The sequence below is a fragment of the Synechococcus sp. GEYO genome, from assembly GCF_900473955.1.
Lineage (GTDB): Bacteria > Cyanobacteriota > Cyanobacteriia > PCC-6307 > Cyanobiaceae > Synechococcus_C.
The window spans coordinates 102106-116874 of sequence record NZ_UCNL01000004.1; the positions used below are offsets into that span (position 1 = coordinate 102106).

A 14769-nucleotide genomic window follows, 5' to 3' on the forward strand; every position below is an offset into this window, starting at 1 on the left:
GGTGAATCAGCTTCCGGGTTCCGGCGTCGATCTGATCACCAGCCGTCGCAATCCTCTTGTTCGGCGTCTTCGCTCTCTGGCGACATCCTCAGGGCGTCAGCAGGACGGACATCTTCTGCTCGAAGGCACGCATCAACTGCAAGAGCTGCTGTCTTTGCCGCGTCGGCCGACCATGCCGATCAAGGTGATGGCGACGCCAGCCTGGCTTGACTCTCATGCGGATCTGATCGATCTCTCGGCGGTTGACATCGATCTGCAGCCGATGGCTGATGAAGCACTCAGAGCAGCTCTCTCCACGGTCAACCCCGATGGGGTGGCCTGTCTCTGGCCGATCGACCAGCTGCCGGAGTCTGCTGACGCCCCATTGTTTGTGTTGGCCCTTGATCGTGTGCAGGATCCCGGCAACGTCGGCACCTTGCTGCGCACCGCCCTGGCTGCAGATATTGAGGAGGTCTGGCTTGCTGCAGGTGCTGACCCCCTGGCTCCGAAAGTGGTGCGCTCAGCCGTTGGAGCAGTGCTGCGACTACCGCTCAGGCGCTTGGGTCCCACAGATGCGGTTGGTGTTGAGCAGTTGACTGACAAGCTCAGCGCAGCCCGTGATCGTGGTCTTCAGGTGGTGGCGGCGCTGGTGCCTGAGTCAGGAGCTGGGATACCGGTGATTCCTTACTGGCAGCTGGACTGGTGCCGTCCCACCGTGTTGGTGCTCGGTAATGAGGCAGCAGGTCTTCATCCAGCCCTGCAGGCCTGCTGCAGCCATGGGGTCACGCTTCCCCACAGCAGTCAGGTTGAGTCTCTCAATGTCGCCTCAGCAGCCGTTCCTCTCCTTTTGGAACGCCGACGGGCGACAATGACGGCCTCCATGCAGCTGTCCGGGTGAGCGACGCCAGTTTCGACTTCGATGTGATCGTGATCGGTGCCGGTTATGGCGGTTTCGATGCGGCCAAACATGCCGCTGATCACGGACTGAAGGTGGCGATCATCGAGTCTCGCGATATGGGCGGGACCTGCGTGAATCGCGGCTGTGTTCCGTCTAAAGCCTTGTTGGCAGCCTCCGGCCGGGTGCGAGAGCTTGCCGATGCCAAGCATCTCTCCAGCTTTGGTATCCATGCGGCACCCGTTCGCTTTGAGCGCCAAAAGATCGCTGATCACGCCAATGAACTGGTGGCCACGATCCGCAGCAACCTCACCAAGACGCTTGAGAGGGCTGGTGTCACGATCATCCGTGGTCAGGGACGCCTGGATGCTCCACAGCGGGTGGGAGTCCGTGAAATCAGCGGTGTCGACAGGATTCTCTCGGCTCGTGATGTGATCCTCGCCACCGGTTCTGATCCCTTTGTCCCGCCTGGTATCGAGACGGATGGACGCAGTGTGTTTACCAGTGATGAGGCCGTGAACCTGGAATGGCTTCCACGCTGGATCGCCATCATCGGCAGTGGATACATCGGCCTGGAATTCGCCGATGTTTACACCGCGCTCGGATGTGAGGTGACCATGATTGAGGCCCTGGATCGGGTGATGCCCACCTTCGATCCAGATATCGCCAAGCTTGCTGCGCGCAAGCTGATCGACGGTCGTGACATTGATGCCCGTTCAGGCGTTCTGGCCCAGTCGATCAAGCCCGGTTCCCCCGCAGTGATCGAACTGGTTGATATGCAGACCCGTGAACCCGTTGAGACTCTGGAGGTTGATGCGGTGCTGGTGGCCACGGGCAGGGTGCCCAGCAGCAAAGGTCTCAACCTTGAGGCTTTGGGTGTTGAAACCAACCGCGGATTTGTGCCCATCGACGACGGCATGCGAGTGCTGTCTGGCGGTCAGCCCGTACCCCACCTCTGGGCTGTCGGCGATGTGACCGGCAAGCTGATGCTGGCCCATACCGCTGCTGCTCAGGGCACGGTGGCTGTCGACAATATCCTCGGTCACACCCGTGAGATCGACTACCGCAGTATTCCTGCAGCCACGTTCACGCACCCTGAAATCAGCTCAGTGGGGCTGAGCGAAGCCGATGCCAAGCAGCAGTCTGCTGATCAGGGGTTCGAGCTCGGCGTGGTTCGCAGCTATTTCAAGGCCAATTCCAAGGCTCTGGCTGAACTGGAGAGTGATGGCCTGATGAAATTGCTTTTTAACAAGGTCACTGGTGAGGTGCTTGGTGCCCACATCTATGGACTGCATGCCGCTGACCTGATTCAGGAGGTCTCCAATGCGGTGGCCCGTCGTCAGAGTGTGCGTCAGCTGGCCACCGAAGTGCATACTCATCCGACCCTCAGCGAAGTGGTTGAAGTGGCCTATAAGCAGGCTGCCGCTTCTCTCACCGCCGCTGCCTGATCACCTCCCACGTTTGCCGCTATGGAGTTTCGTCGCCGTCCACCCAATCCCAAGGTTCAGGTGGCTCATCTCGAATATGCCATCCCTCATGAGGAGAGTGAGCCCCGCAACATCCTCGAAAAGATCGTCTGGGAGAAAGACAAGGAAATTGAAGTCGCACGTCAGCGCATGCCCTTGGCGCAGCTGAAAGCACGTGTTGCTGAACTCCCCAAGGCAAGAGATTTTCTGGCCACGTTGCGATCGGCACCTGTTCTGCCAGCTGTGATCGCTGAGGTTAAAAAGGCCAGTCCCAGTAAGGGTGTGATCCGTGAGGATTTCGATCCCGTTGCGATCGCACGTTCTTATGTGGCCGGTGGTGCCAGCTGCCTGTCCGTGTTGACGGACAAGACCTTTTTCCAGGGTGGTTTCGATGTGCTGGTCGCCGTGCGCGAGGCCGTGGATGTGCCTTTGCTCTGCAAAGACTTCATCCTCAGTCCACATCAGCTCTATCAGGCGCGTGCTGCCGGTGCTGATGCAGCACTGTTAATCGCTGGAATTCTTTCGGATCAGGATCTGTCTTATCTGCGCAAAGTAGCCGCGGCGATCGGACTCACGGTGCTGGTGGAAGTGCATGACGCGCAAGAACTGCAGCGGGTTCTGGCTCTTGGCGGTTTCCCATTGATTGGAGTCAACAACAGGGATCTCACCAGTTTTGAGACCGACATCTCCAACACAGAGCAACTGGCCGAACAGTTTGCAGACGAACTCAAAGCCCAGGGCGCGCTGCTGGTGAGTGAGTCGGGTCTGTTCGCCCGAGCTGATCTCGATCGCGTTCAGGCCGCAGGTGCTGCTGCGGTGTTGGTGGGTGAAGCCTTGATGCGTCAGCAGGATGTGGAGCAGGGTCTGCGCACATTGATATCCGGCTGAGTCAGGTCCCTTCGCTGGACCGACCTGTCGGTGGGATCACAGCAGTCACTTCACCGATCACTTGCTCCAAGGCCACCTGCCCAAATTGGCGGCTGTCTGTGCTGGCTGTTGGGTTATCGCCTCTGAGCTCTAGCCAGCCATCGTTCGACTGCCAGACGCGCTTTGTGATCACCAGATTGAGGTCGCTTGGGTGATGGCAGACCACCACCGTTCCAGGTGATGGCGATTTGCCGTCATGGGGCCGCAGCTTCACCAGCAGCCGTTGCTTGGGTTGAAGAGCGGGGAGCATCGAGTCTCCCTCCACCTGGAACAGCCTGCGTCGCCCCAAAAAAAACAGCAGCAGATCTTTCAGACCAGCTGCTGGAAGTGGAGCGTTCACAGTGGTTCACCCAGTAGGTGATGCACTCAGGATGCGGTGACCCAGGCGTCGTTGCGGCCTTTGGACTGCCAGAACATGCCATGGATTTTTTCAACGGCTGCCATCAGCTCCTCTGCCTTGCCCTGATCGATGTTGACCTTGCAGGCGCTGCAGAGTTTTGCTGCTTTCCAGAAGGTGTCGTGCAGGTCGGGGAACGTGGCGAGGTGATCGGGCTTGAAGTAGTCCGTCCAGAGGATCATCAGCTCTTTCTTGGCCTTGGTTGCTTCCTCTTCCTTGATCGCCACGTAGCGCGAAAACGTGTTGTTGTAGTGCGCGAGAGCTGCCGCGTCACCTGCTGCAGGCGCTTCGATGGCCTTGAGCTTCTTGGTCATTGAGAGAACAGCTTCCGCTGCAACCCGTGCTGAAGCAGGGTCGTAGACCCCACAAGGACCATCGCAGTGGGCTTGTGCTGCTTCAGCAGGTAGTGCGCGAAAGATGGCTGAGAGTGCCGAGCGGAACATGTGGGTTGATGGTCAACTGCCGTCCGCTCAGCCTAACTGTCGCTCAAGACTTGATGTCGAGCAGCTCGACATCAAAAATCAGCGTTGCGTTCGGCGGAATGACGCCTCCGGCCCCGCGGGTGCCGTAACCGAGCTCAGGTGGGATCACCAGCTTGCGCTTGCCGCCCACTTTCATGCCCTGGACACCTTCATCCCAACCTTTAATCACCTGGCCGCGTCCCAGGGGGAACGTGAAGGGCTTACCACGGTCATAGCTGGCATCGAATTGTTTGCCGTTCTCCAGCGTTCCTCGGTAGTGCACCACAACGGTCTGACCGGCGACGGCTTCAGGGCCGCTGCCGACCTCGATGTCGGTGATGCGCAGGCCGCTGGCCAGGATCTGGGTTTTATCGGCGCTCATGGGGCCTCCGAGTGCCGAGGCGTCGGCTTGGTTGGAATCGGGGGCCATGGCGAAAAGAGTGGGATTGGTCTCATCGGGATCCAGTTCCATCGGACTGGATGCGCTGTTCAGACCAGCGGTCTGAACGATGGCAGGTTGCGCTGCCGGAGCTGCTGCGATCACGGTGGAAGGAGCCACGATCTGACTGACGAGAGCCACGATCAGGCAGGCCACGCAGACAGCAGAACTGATCAGAATGTCGCGCACTGGAGGTCCGTTCGTTCCTGCTGATTCTGGCAGGGCTCACTCCTGTCGATCGCGTTGGCGCAGCTGTTGCTCGAGTCGGTCGATACGACCGCGCAATTCATCGAGCTCCTTCTGGCTGGCGAGACCGAGATCTTGGAGCAAGTTGTCGCGGTTGCGTTCGAGGTTGCGCCCCATCTGCTGCTCCAGTTCCGGTGTTTCACCGCGCAGAGCCTTCAGCACGTCATCCACAAGTGCGGAGGCATGAGTTGCATCGAGGCGTCCACTGCTCACCCATTCCTGGGTCACGTAACGGAGACGGTCAGCCACCAGGGTGGTAGTTCCGAGACCTCGGAGCAGCAGCAGCTGAAGAGGGTTGGCGGTCTCCATCGAGAATCGCAGTCAGTCTGAATTCAGGATGACGGCATCCAATGGTGCTGACCATGGGCAATGACCGATCACTGTCCTTGCTCCGGGGACTGAGCGGAGGAGTTCTGGCAGGACTCGGCCTGTGTTTTTCAGGCCCGTGGTGGATGGTCCCTGCCCTGGCGTTGCTGTGGTCGGTCGTTCGATCACCTCTTGCTGCGGCGCTCTGGGCTGCAGTGGCGATTGCCATCAGCCATCGCTGGTTGATTGCCTTGCATCCGTTGACCTGGCTGGGAGTGCCGGCACCCCTGAGTCTCCCCCTTGCCCTGCTGGTCTGGTTGGCCTGTGTTCTGTCTGCAGCACTGCTTGTGGCGGGATGGAGTCTGTTGGCGCGCTGGCTGCCTGGTCGCAGCGGCTTGCTGCAGGCCTTGATTTTGTCCCTGGTCTGGGGCCTGAGCGAGACGCTTCTCGCCAGGGGACCGCTCTTTTGGATTGGTGTTGGTGGCAGCGTTCTTCCAGCTGATCGCTGGCTTGCAGGTCTGGCCGGTTGGTTCGGTGCCGGAGGACTGGCCGTTGTTCAGCTGCTGCTGGGCTGGTGGCTCTGGCACTTGTGGTGCGGGGTTCGCGTTGAAGCAGAGCAGCGCTGGCGGCTTCTGCGCTGGGGTGTTCTTGGCCTGGTGGTTGCCCATGGTCTTGGTGCCGTGGCCATCACGGGAGTTGCTCAGGGCACGAAGGACGACGAGGTGTTGCCGATGGCCCTGTGGCAAACGGCGATTCCCACCCGTGAGAAGTTCAGCGTTCGTCGACAGACAGAGCTGCCCTGGCGATTGCGTGAGGCCATGGAGAGCGCCGACCGAGACGGGGCCCAACTGCTGCTCGCTCCTGAGGGCACGCTCCCCGTGAAGTTTGGGCTGGAACAGGGTGGCGGAATTCCCCTGATCAGTGGTGGCTTCCGTTTCGTGGCGGGCCAGCAGCGCAGCTCGCTCCTGCTGATGACATCAGAGACAACAGGGCCGTCCAGCAGCATCGATAAGCATCGCCTGGTGCCGCTGGGGGAATGGGCTCCCTCCTTGCCCGGTCTTGCCGGCTTGTCGGCAGTTGGAGGCCTGCAGTCCGGTGAGCCCTCCAGGCTCTGGCGCTGGGGCGGCCCACCCGCGGCGGTGGCCATCTGTTACGAGATCAGCAATGGAACCGCTCTGGCCGAGGCGGTGGCGAATGGCGCGCAATGGATCCTGGCAGCAGCCAATCTCGACCCTTATCCACTGCTCTTGCAGCGGCAGTTCCTGGCACTGGCACAACTGCGTAGCCTGGAGACCGCCCGGCCACTCGTTTCGGTTGCCAATACAGGCCCCACGGCTCTGATTGCCGATCGCGGACTCGTTGAGGCAAAACTGCCCGCCATGCTCCCGGGGCTGCTGCCGGTTCGGGTGGAATCAGTGCAAGGCATGACCCTGTATGCGGTCTGGCGTGAGTGGCCGCTCTGGCTGATGGTCCTGGTCGCGTTCGGTGCTCTGCTTAAGACGAGGTCTGGATCAGGCCCCCTCCCAGCACGGACTCGCCTTCGTAGAACACCGCCGCCTGGCCAGGAGTGATCGAGAACTGAGGCTCGTCGAATCTCAGTCGGCAACGATGGGGACGTTGTCCAGCGATGTCGGCATCTGTGGCCTCAATGCAGGTGAGATCGGCCATCACCGGGCCGCTGCGGTAACGAACCTGCACTTCCACTCTGCGGCTGAAGCCTGCAGCCGGCGGTGCGATCGAGACCCAATTAATGGCTCCCACCTCACAACAGGCTCGACCTGCCTCAGCTCGGGGTGCCACCACCACACGATTCATCGCCGCATCCAGGCGCACGACATGCAGAGGTTCGCTCCATGCCACACCCAGTCCCTTGCGCTGGCCAATGGTGAAGTGCTCGATGCCATCGTGATGGCCCACAATCGTGCCGTCCTGAAGCACGATTTCTCCCTGTCGCGGTGGCAGATAGGCGTCGAGGAACGCACGCATGGAGCCGTGATGATCCGCAAGGCAGAGGTCCTGACTCTCCGGCTTCTCCGCAGTGCGCAGTCCATGGCGGCCCGCTTCCAGTCGGGTATCGGGTTTGGTGAGTTCGCCCAGTGGAAACACCACCCGGGAGAGCACATCCTGGTTGAGGTCGTAGAGGAAGTAGCTCTGATCCTTGCGGGTGTCCAGACCCCTTAAAAGTTTCCAGCGTCCTGTGGACTCATCCAGGCGTATGCGCGCGTAATGGCCGGTGGCAACCCGTTCAAGTCCCCGTTCCTGCCGTGCCCAGTCGAGCATCGGGCCGAATTTCACCGACCGGTTACAGCGCGAACAGGGCAAGGGTGTGATTCCAGCCTGATAGCCCTCGATCAAACCTTCCACAATTTCGCGCGCGAAGTTTTCGCGCGAATCGACGATGTGATGGGGGACGCCCAGTTGCTCGCAGATTCCTGCCGCATCCACAAGGCCTTCGGCGCAACAGGCGCCTTTGCCGCTCATCAGCCAGAGCGTGAGCCCTTCAACCTCCCAGCCTGCCTCCACCATCAAGGCAGCGGTGAGAGAGCTGTCGACTCCACCAGATAGGCCCACCGCCACGCGGTGCTCACCTGGCCAGGTCTGCAGACGCTCCAGGGCCTGGGCACCGGCTGACGTGGCGGCAATGCTGGGCGTCGTTGCCGACATGGATGGGCGGGCATCAACGGGATTCTCTTTCCATAGTGAGGTGCCATGGGCCCCGGTAGTGATCTGGCCACCCGCTGATGCCGACCATCTCTTGGTCTCCGCTGATCAGATGCTCACTCTGGAGCGGCAGTGGCTGGCCAGCGGTCTGCCGGTTGCGGCTCTGATGGAAACGGTGGGCCAGCGCATGGCTGACTGGTTTCTGGCGCGTCGGCCATTACTGGATTCCGGCGTGCTGGTGCTAGTTGGACCAGGCCACAACGGCGGAGACGGGCTGGTGGTGGCTCGCAAGTTGCTGGAGGCAAATGTGGATGTGAGGGTTTGGGCGCCCTTACCTCTGCGTCAGCCCCTCACTGAGGAGCATTGGCGCCATTTGCTTTGGCTTGGCGCTGCTCCCTTGCAGTCGTCTCCTGACCCTGCTGAACAGGGGCTCTGGATCGAGGCACTCTTTGGTCTGGGTCAGAAACGGCCATTGCCTGGCGATCTGGCTGATCTGCTCCAACGCAGACAGTGTGAGGCGCCAGGGCGTTTGGTGAGCCTGGATCTTCCCGCGGGCCTGGACTCCGATTCCGGTTGCCCCATGCAAGGCGGCGCCGCGATTGCTGCGCACACTCTCTGCGTGGGCTTGATCAAGCGTGGACTCATTCAGGACGCGGCTTTAGAGCATGTGGGCCACCTGCACCGCATTGATCTGGCTGTGCCTGTGCGGCTCACTGAGTCGCTGTCATCACCGGCGGAGCTGCACCTGCGGGCTGATGATCTTGCTGGACTTCCGCGTCCACCGGAGTTGCCGGCGGCGATGAAATATCAGCGGGGGCGTTTGTTGCTCATTGCCGGCAGTGAGCGCTATCGAGGTGCAGCCCACCTGGCGCTGCGTGGCGCCCTGGCCTCTGGTGCCGGCAGTGTTGAGGCCTGTGTTCCCGAAAGCGTCGCAGAGCATCTCTGGCAGCAGGCGCCTGAGGTGGTTCTGAGGGCGGGTCTCTCGTCGGATCACCAAGGGTCGCTGGAATGGGGAGAGGCTTTGGCGCCGTGTGATCTGGCTCGCCTGGATGCCGTCTTGCTCGGGCCGGGTCTGGGAATGGTGCAGGGGTGCTGGCAGCGATGGGCGGAGCCCCTGTTGGAGTTCGCCGGCCTGCTGGTGATTGATGCTGATGGCCTTAATCAGCTAGCCGCTGCTGAGGGTGGTTGGCGCTGGTTGTTGAAACGCTCCGGACCGACCTGGATCACGCCCCACGGCAGTGAATTTGAGCGCTTGTTCCCTGAATGCCTGCAGGACTCTCCGCTGCAGAAGGCCGCGGCAGCGGCGGATTGCTCGGGGGCCGTGGTGCTGCTGAAGGGTGCTCACAGCGTGATTGCTTCTCCTGGCGGCGACTTGAGGCAGCTCTCAGACACTGATCCTCAGGTGGCTCGTACCGGCCTGGGTGATCTTCTGGCTGGTCACGCCACTGGCTGGGGTGCCCGCTGTCTGGCAGCTAAGGGAAACCTCAGTTTCGAAGACCTTGCCGCATCTGCCTTGATGCACGCCGTTGCAGCTCAGCGATGCGAACAAAGCAGTGGTGCAATGGCGATTTCAGATCAATTAGCGAGTCTCACGCGTTTCATGTTGCGATCTTGACTTGATCTGCAATTGGCGTTGACTTTTTTGCATTTTTTACACGATTCGCTGGGTTTTGTGTCGTTTTCCACGCACGAATCTGAAGGGTTGCTGAAAACACATCGCTGATCGTGAAATTCATAGGAAAGTCACTCAACGAAAATATTCTTCCCCATGGTCTCCGCGGCAGCAGGGGTTTCAGAAACCCAAAAACGACGAAGTAGCGATCCGATCAGTTGGTACCTCGCCACGATTGGCAGGATTCCATTGCTGACTCCAGCTGAGGAGATTGAGCTGGGCAATCAGGTGCAGCAACTGATGCAACTCACCGAGGATGGGACGATTTCATCTGACAGTGAGACGTTTTCAAACAAGCAGAAGCGCATGATCCGTGTGGGCCTGCGTGCCAAGCAGCGGATGATGAAAGCCAATCTGCGTTTGGTTGTCAGTGTTGCCAAGAAATATCAGGGAAAAGGTCTTGAACTCCTCGATCTGATTCAGGAGGGTTCCCTCGGCCTTGAGCGTGCTGTTGAGAAGTTTGACCCCACCCGTGGTTACAAATTTTCGACTTATGCCTTCTGGTGGATTCGCCAGAGCATGACGCGCGCCATTGCTTGTCAATCGCGCACCATCCGCTTGCCAGTGCATCTGAGTGAGCGCCTCACCACGATTCGCAAGGTGAGCCTTGATCTCGCCCACAAGCTCGGTGCGATGCCCAGTCGACTCGAGATTGCCGAGGCGATGGATATGCCGGTTGCAGAGCTCGATTCGCTGTTGAGGCAGTCGCTCACAACCAGCAGCCTGGATGCACCCGTGAATGGGGAGGAAGGTCGCAGCTTCCTGGGCGATCTCATTGCTGATGCTTCATTGGGAGAGCCGCTTGACAAGGTGGAGCAGCGGATTCATCACGAACAGCTCGGGCGCTGGATGAGTCATCTCAGTGATCAGGAGCAGCACGTTCTCACGCTGCGTTTCGGCTTGAACGGCCATGAGCGGCACACACTGGCCGAAATCGGTCGTCTGCTTGAGGTCTCGCGAGAGCGTGTTCGTCAGGTGGAGCTCAAGGCATTGCGCAAACTGCGTAACTTGACTCGCCGCGTTGCACCCAGCTTCTGATTGTTCAGAGGTGAGTAGCCCTTTGAATCGTTGAAACCACCACTCGTTTATCACGAGGTTTACAGCGCCCCGCTACCCAGTAGTCATCGGTTCCCGATGGCGAAGTTTCGCCAGCTCGACAGTTGTCTCAGGGAGACAGGGCTGGCCAGTGATGTTCAGATGCATCGACCACTTCCAGTTCCTCGTCGTTTGCTGGAACTGGTTCATGACCGTGACTATCACGAAGCGTTTGCCAGGGACCGGCTGGATCGTCTGGCTCAGCGGCGTATCGGACTCCCTGTCACCACCCCTTTAGTGCAGCGCACGTTTCTTGCCGTTGGCGGTTCGTTGCTGACTGCCCAACTGGCTTTGAAGCATGGTCTGGCCTGCCACCTCGCGGGTGGGACGCACCACGCCTTTCCTGCTTACGGCAGTGGGTTCTGCATCTTCAATGATCTGGCGATCTGTGCGCGCACGTTGCTGGAGCAGGAAGGCCTCACGCAGATCATGGTGGTGGATCTCGATGTGCACCAGGGCGATGCCACTGCGCTGATCTTTCAACACGAGCCACGGGTGTTCACCTTTTCAGCGCATGCTGCGTCAAATTTCCCCGCGCGGAAGCAGAGCAGCGATCTCGACCTGCCGATCAGCGATGGGGTGGAGGATCAGGAGTACCTCGCCTTGATTGGCGACCATCTGCCTGATCTGCTGGACCGGTTGAATCCGCAGATCGTGCTGTACAACGCCGGTGTTGATCCCCATCGCGATGATCGTCTGGGACGACTGGCCTTAACGGATGTCGGCCTGCTGCAAAGGGATCATCTGGTGTTGGATGCCTGTCTGCGCCGCAAGATTCCTGTGGCCACTGTGATTGGCGGTGGATACGACGCCATGACGCCCTTGGTGAAGCGGCATGCCCTGGTTTTCAGGGCGGCAGCTGATCAGGCCCGTTTGCATGGGCTCTGATCAGCTTGATGTCAGTCTTTAGCCCAGATGTACCGCGTCAGCTCAGATCCATCAGGTTCGGGTGCACTGAGGGCGAAGTCGACACAGTCCTGCACGATGCCATCGATTTCCTTCTCGATCGCCCGCAGGTCCTCGCTGCTGGTCAGGCCGGAGCCGACGAGGTCGCGTTCAAGCGCTTTGAGTGGATCGCGTTTGGCCCAGAACTGTTTTTCTTCTTCGGCACGCAGTTCATCAGGATCAGCCAGTGAATGGCCTCGGAATCGGTAGGTCAGGCACTCCAACACCGTTGGTCCTTCACCAGCCCGGGCCCGTTCAACGGCCCTCTGGGCGGCGGCCCGAACGGCCAAAACGTCCATGCCGTCGACCTCTTCTCCGGCCATGCCGAAAGCACCGGCCTTTCGCCAGATCTCTGGATCGCTGGTGGCACGGTCGTGGGCCATGCCGATGGCCCATTTGTTGTTTTCGACCACAAAAATGATCGGCAGCTTCCAGAGCTGCGCCATGTTCAGGCACTCAAAGAACTGCCCGTTGTTGCAGGTGCCGTCTCCGAAGAAGGCAGCTGTCACTGAATTGCTGCTGGGGTCACCAAGGGCATCCCTCTTGTAGCGGCTGGTGAATGCCGCGCCGAGGGCGACTGGAATGCCTTCGCCGATGAAGGCAAAACCGCCCAGCAGGTGGTGTTCTCTGGAGAACAGGTGCATCGAGCCACCGCGTCCTTTGCTGCAACCGGTTTCCTTGCCGAACAGTTCGCTCATCACCTCTCGGGCGGGAACGCCGGCACTCAGGGCGTGAACGTGATCGCGATAGGTGCTGCAGAACCAGTCGTGTTGTCGCTTCATGGCACCGATCACACCAGTGCTCACAGCCTCCTGACCGTTGTAGAGGTGCACGAAGCCAAACATCTTGCCGCGGTAGTACATCTCCGCGCACTTGTCCTCGAAGCGACGGCCGAGGGTCATGTCGCGAAACAGAGCCAGGCCGGTTTCCTTGTCCACGGTGGCCCTTTGGGCTGTCACCAGGGTTGAGAGCCGCTCTGCATGGGCCCCAAGCAGAGACTGTCCGTCGGCGGAGGAGGCGCTGCGTGACTCTGTGCCGATTGCGATGTCCTGACCCATGGCACCACCTGTTTGACCACAGACTTTAAGGGTCCATGGCGGATCGATGGGCAAAACCCCAGACACTGCCTACAGTCTGCAGCCAATAGCTGCAACGCTGGTGGACCTGCCCATCGACCATTTCCGTCTGCTGGGGGTTAGTCCGACGGCGGAACCTGAGGCCGTGTTACGCACACTTCAGTTGCGCCTCGATCGCTGTCCCGATCAGGGGTTCACCCATGAGTCGCTCAACCAAAGAGCTGAGCTGCTCCGCTTATCAGCAGACCTGCTTACGGACCCTGAACGCCGTGGCCAGTACGAAGCCATGCTGCTGGAACTCGGTCAGGATCGTCCGGGCGATACGGCTGGTTTGGAACTGTCCTCCAACTTGGAGGTGGCCGGACTGATGCTCCTGTGGGAAGCGCATGCGCCCCATGAGGCTTTCCAGTTAGCCCGCCAGGCCTTGCAGCCGCCTCAAGCTCCTGCGCTGGGCAGTGGCAGGGAGTCGGATCTGGCCTTGCTGGCGGCTCTGGCAGTACGCGACGCTGCCGATCAGGACCAGGAGCAGCGCCGCTACGAGTCAGCGGCCAACCTTCTGCAAGAGGGGATGCAGCTGCTTCAGCGGATGGGCAAGCTTCCCGAGCAGAGGCAGGTGCTGGAAACCGATCTCTCCAGGCTTCGTCCATTCCGAATCCTGGATCTGCTCAGTCGTGATCTGGCTGAGCAATCGGCGCGTCATGAAGGATTGGCGATGTTGGAGAGCTTCATCAGCGATCGTGGTGGACTCGAAGGTTGTGCTCTCGAGGGGCTGGAGACAGCTGATCTGCCCGCCGGCATGGATCAGGGAGCCTTTGAGTTGTTTTTTCAGCAGATTCGCCGCTTCCTGACTGTGCAGGAGCAGGTGGATCTGTACGGACGCCTGCAGGACGCCGGCTCCGCCGATGCGTCCTTCCTGGTGGTGATGGCTCTTTCTGCTGCAGGTTTTTCCCAGCGCAAGCCTGAACGGGTTCAGGACGCCCGCACCCGTTTGGAGGAACTGAGTCTTGATGGCCTCGATACCCAGCCGCTACTGGGATGTCTCGATCTGCTTCTTGGCGATGTGGATCGGGCCGAGCGTCATTTTGCAAGCAGTCCTGATCCTGCTCTCAAGACCTGGTTGACAGCGCATCCTGGCGATGCCTTGGCTGCGCTCTGTGACTACTGCCGCACTTGGCTCGGACGAGATGTGCTGCCGGGCTATCGGGATGTGGATGCCGAAGCCATTGATTTGGAGGCTTGGTTTGCTGATCGCGATGTGCAGGCTTACGTCGAGCGGTTGGAGCGTCAGGCGCAACCAAGGGACTGGTCTTTCGGCGACTTGTCTCCTCTGACGGTGGATCCCGATGGAACACTGCCGCTGCCTTTGCTGGATTCCGAGTCTCCAATCGATGCCCCAGAGGACAGCGACGATGCGCCTGGAGGAGGCTTCGTCTGGCCGTCATTGCCTCGCCCAACACTGCCGTCTATGCCGCAGTTGCAATTCCCGCAGTTGCAATGGCCTGAATTGCAATGGCCGGAGCTGCCACAGCCCAGTCGTTCGACCTGGATCGGATCCGGGGTGTTCCTGGCTGTGGTGCTGGTGATCGGGGTTTTCAGCGTGGTTGGTCTTCGCCGCGATGCCGAGCAGCCCCAGTTGGCCGGTGACCCATCGATTGATGCACCCGTGGATCAGCTGCCTCCAGCTGGGCAACAGCCGGGCTCTGCTGACAACGCCACCGATGCGTCCGAGCAGGAGCCTGCTTCAGCTGCTGAGTCTGACGCTGATCCCGTGCTGCGTTCCGAGCGTCCCTCCGAAGCCCAGCTGGAGTCCTTGCTGCAGGCCTGGCTGGATCGCAAAGCGATGGTTTTGCGCGGTGATGGCTCAGCGGACGAACGTCTCCAACCCATTGCCAGAACAAGGCTGATCAACCAGGTGCGCCAGCAGAGATTTGCTGATCAGTCAGAGGGTCTGACACAGAAGGTTGAGGCCACCATCGACTTTATGAGGGTCATCAGCCGTACTCCCCAGCGCATCGAGTTGCGTGCGGATGTCGACTACAGCGATCAAACGCTGAACGCAGCTGGAATGGTGGTGAATAGCACTGCGCCGAGATCGCTCAAAGTCACCTACATCCTGGGCCGAGATGAGGATGGCTGGCGCCTGCAGGCCTATGCACCGGTCTGATCGAGCGATCATTGACGCGGACAGGCAGATTGCACCGTCA

At 60.1% G+C, this 14769-nt stretch carries 14 protein-coding genes; 8 read left to right on the forward strand and 6 right to left on the reverse strand.

All coding sequences use genetic code 11. The annotated features are described in order from the left end of the window. The first annotated feature begins 1 nt into the window (after window position 1). The 3 genes from DXY37_RS02840 to trpC are packed head-to-tail and all read left to right on the forward strand — an operon-like array spanning window position 2 to window position 3228. A complete protein-coding gene (locus DXY37_RS02840; RefSeq protein WP_244276800.1) occupies window positions 2-877 on the forward strand; it encodes an RNA methyltransferase in 876 nt (291 codons plus the stop codon). Next, window positions 874-2322: a dihydrolipoyl dehydrogenase gene (gene lpdA / locus DXY37_RS02845; RefSeq protein ID WP_115125266.1), complete on the forward strand. Its 1449-nt coding sequence runs from the start codon at window positions 874-876 to the stop codon at window positions 2320-2322. Before DXY37_RS02840 ends, lpdA begins: the two co-directional genes overlap by 4 nt. A gap of 21 nt (window positions 2323-2343) precedes the next feature. Next, a complete protein-coding gene (trpC, locus tag DXY37_RS02850; RefSeq protein WP_115125267.1) occupies window positions 2344-3228 on the forward strand; it encodes an indole-3-glycerol phosphate synthase TrpC in 885 nt (294 codons plus the stop codon). A 1-nt stretch (window position 3229) separates the two neighbouring features. Here trpC and sodX read toward each other — a convergent pair whose 3' ends face one another. From sodX to DXY37_RS02870, 4 genes are read right to left on the reverse strand one after another with little or no spacing between them, the layout of a single operon-like run. Next, entirely contained in the window at window positions 3230-3607 is a 378-nt protein-coding gene (sodX, locus tag DXY37_RS02855) for a nickel-type superoxide dismutase maturation protease (RefSeq protein WP_244276801.1), read from the reverse strand. A gap of 26 nt (window positions 3608-3633) precedes the next feature. Beyond that, complete coding sequence (gene sodN / locus DXY37_RS02860) at window positions 3634-4107, reverse strand: superoxide dismutase, Ni (protein ID WP_115125268.1); 474 nt, start codon at window positions 4105-4107, stop codon at window positions 3634-3636. A 43-nt stretch (window positions 4108-4150) separates the two neighbouring features. After that, a complete protein-coding gene (locus tag DXY37_RS02865) occupies window positions 4151-4753 on the reverse strand; it encodes an FKBP-type peptidyl-prolyl cis-trans isomerase (protein ID WP_115125269.1) in 603 nt (200 codons plus the stop codon). A 36-nt stretch (window positions 4754-4789) separates the two neighbouring features. Beyond that, window positions 4790-5119: a phasin family protein gene (locus tag DXY37_RS02870; RefSeq protein WP_115125270.1), complete on the reverse strand. Its 330-nt coding sequence runs from the start codon at window positions 5117-5119 to the stop codon at window positions 4790-4792. Window positions 5120-5172: 53 nt separating this feature from the next. Here DXY37_RS02870 and DXY37_RS02875 point away from each other — a divergent pair, with 53 nt between their 5' ends. Next, a complete protein-coding gene (locus DXY37_RS02875; RefSeq protein ID WP_115125380.1) occupies window positions 5173-6687 on the forward strand; it encodes an apolipoprotein N-acyltransferase in 1515 nt (504 codons plus the stop codon). Here the strand turns inward: DXY37_RS02875 and mnmA are convergent. Beyond that, on the reverse strand, window positions 6611-7780 hold the full coding sequence (gene mnmA / locus DXY37_RS02880; protein WP_115125271.1) for a tRNA 2-thiouridine(34) synthase MnmA: 1170 nt from the start codon (window positions 7778-7780) through the stop codon (window positions 6611-6613). The genes DXY37_RS02875 and mnmA overlap by 77 nt on opposite strands. Here mnmA and DXY37_RS02885 point away from each other — a divergent pair. From DXY37_RS02885 to DXY37_RS02895, 3 genes are all read left to right on the forward strand, one after another. Beyond that, on the forward strand, window positions 7758-9392 hold the full coding sequence (locus DXY37_RS02885; RefSeq protein WP_371637818.1) for an NAD(P)H-hydrate dehydratase: 1635 nt from the start codon (window positions 7758-7760) through the stop codon (window positions 9390-9392). The genes mnmA and DXY37_RS02885 overlap by 23 nt on opposite strands. A 153-nt stretch (window positions 9393-9545) precedes the next feature. Then, window positions 9546-10487, forward strand: a complete 942-nt coding sequence (locus DXY37_RS02890; RefSeq protein ID WP_067094243.1) for an RpoD/SigA family RNA polymerase sigma factor — start codon at window positions 9546-9548, stop codon at window positions 10485-10487. Window positions 10488-10517: 30 nt separating this feature from the next. After that, on the forward strand, window positions 10518-11432 hold the full coding sequence (locus tag DXY37_RS02895) for a histone deacetylase (RefSeq protein ID WP_115125272.1): 915 nt from the start codon (window positions 10518-10520) through the stop codon (window positions 11430-11432). Between the two features lie 11 nt (window positions 11433-11443). Here the strand turns inward: DXY37_RS02895 and pdhA are convergent, their stop codons facing one another. Then, window positions 11444-12547 carry a pyruvate dehydrogenase (acetyl-transferring) E1 component subunit alpha gene (gene pdhA / locus DXY37_RS02900; protein WP_115125273.1) on the reverse strand — a complete coding sequence of 368 codons (1104 nt, stop codon included), beginning with the start codon at window positions 12545-12547 and terminating at the stop codon, window positions 11444-11446. A 46-nt stretch (window positions 12548-12593) separates the two neighbouring features. On the opposite strand from pdhA, the gene DXY37_RS02905 reads away from it, so the two are divergent. Next, on the forward strand, window positions 12594-14729 hold the full coding sequence (locus DXY37_RS02905) for an ARC6/PARC6 family protein (protein ID WP_115125274.1): 2136 nt from the start codon (window positions 12594-12596) through the stop codon (window positions 14727-14729). Window positions 14730-14769: the final 40 nt, after the last annotated feature.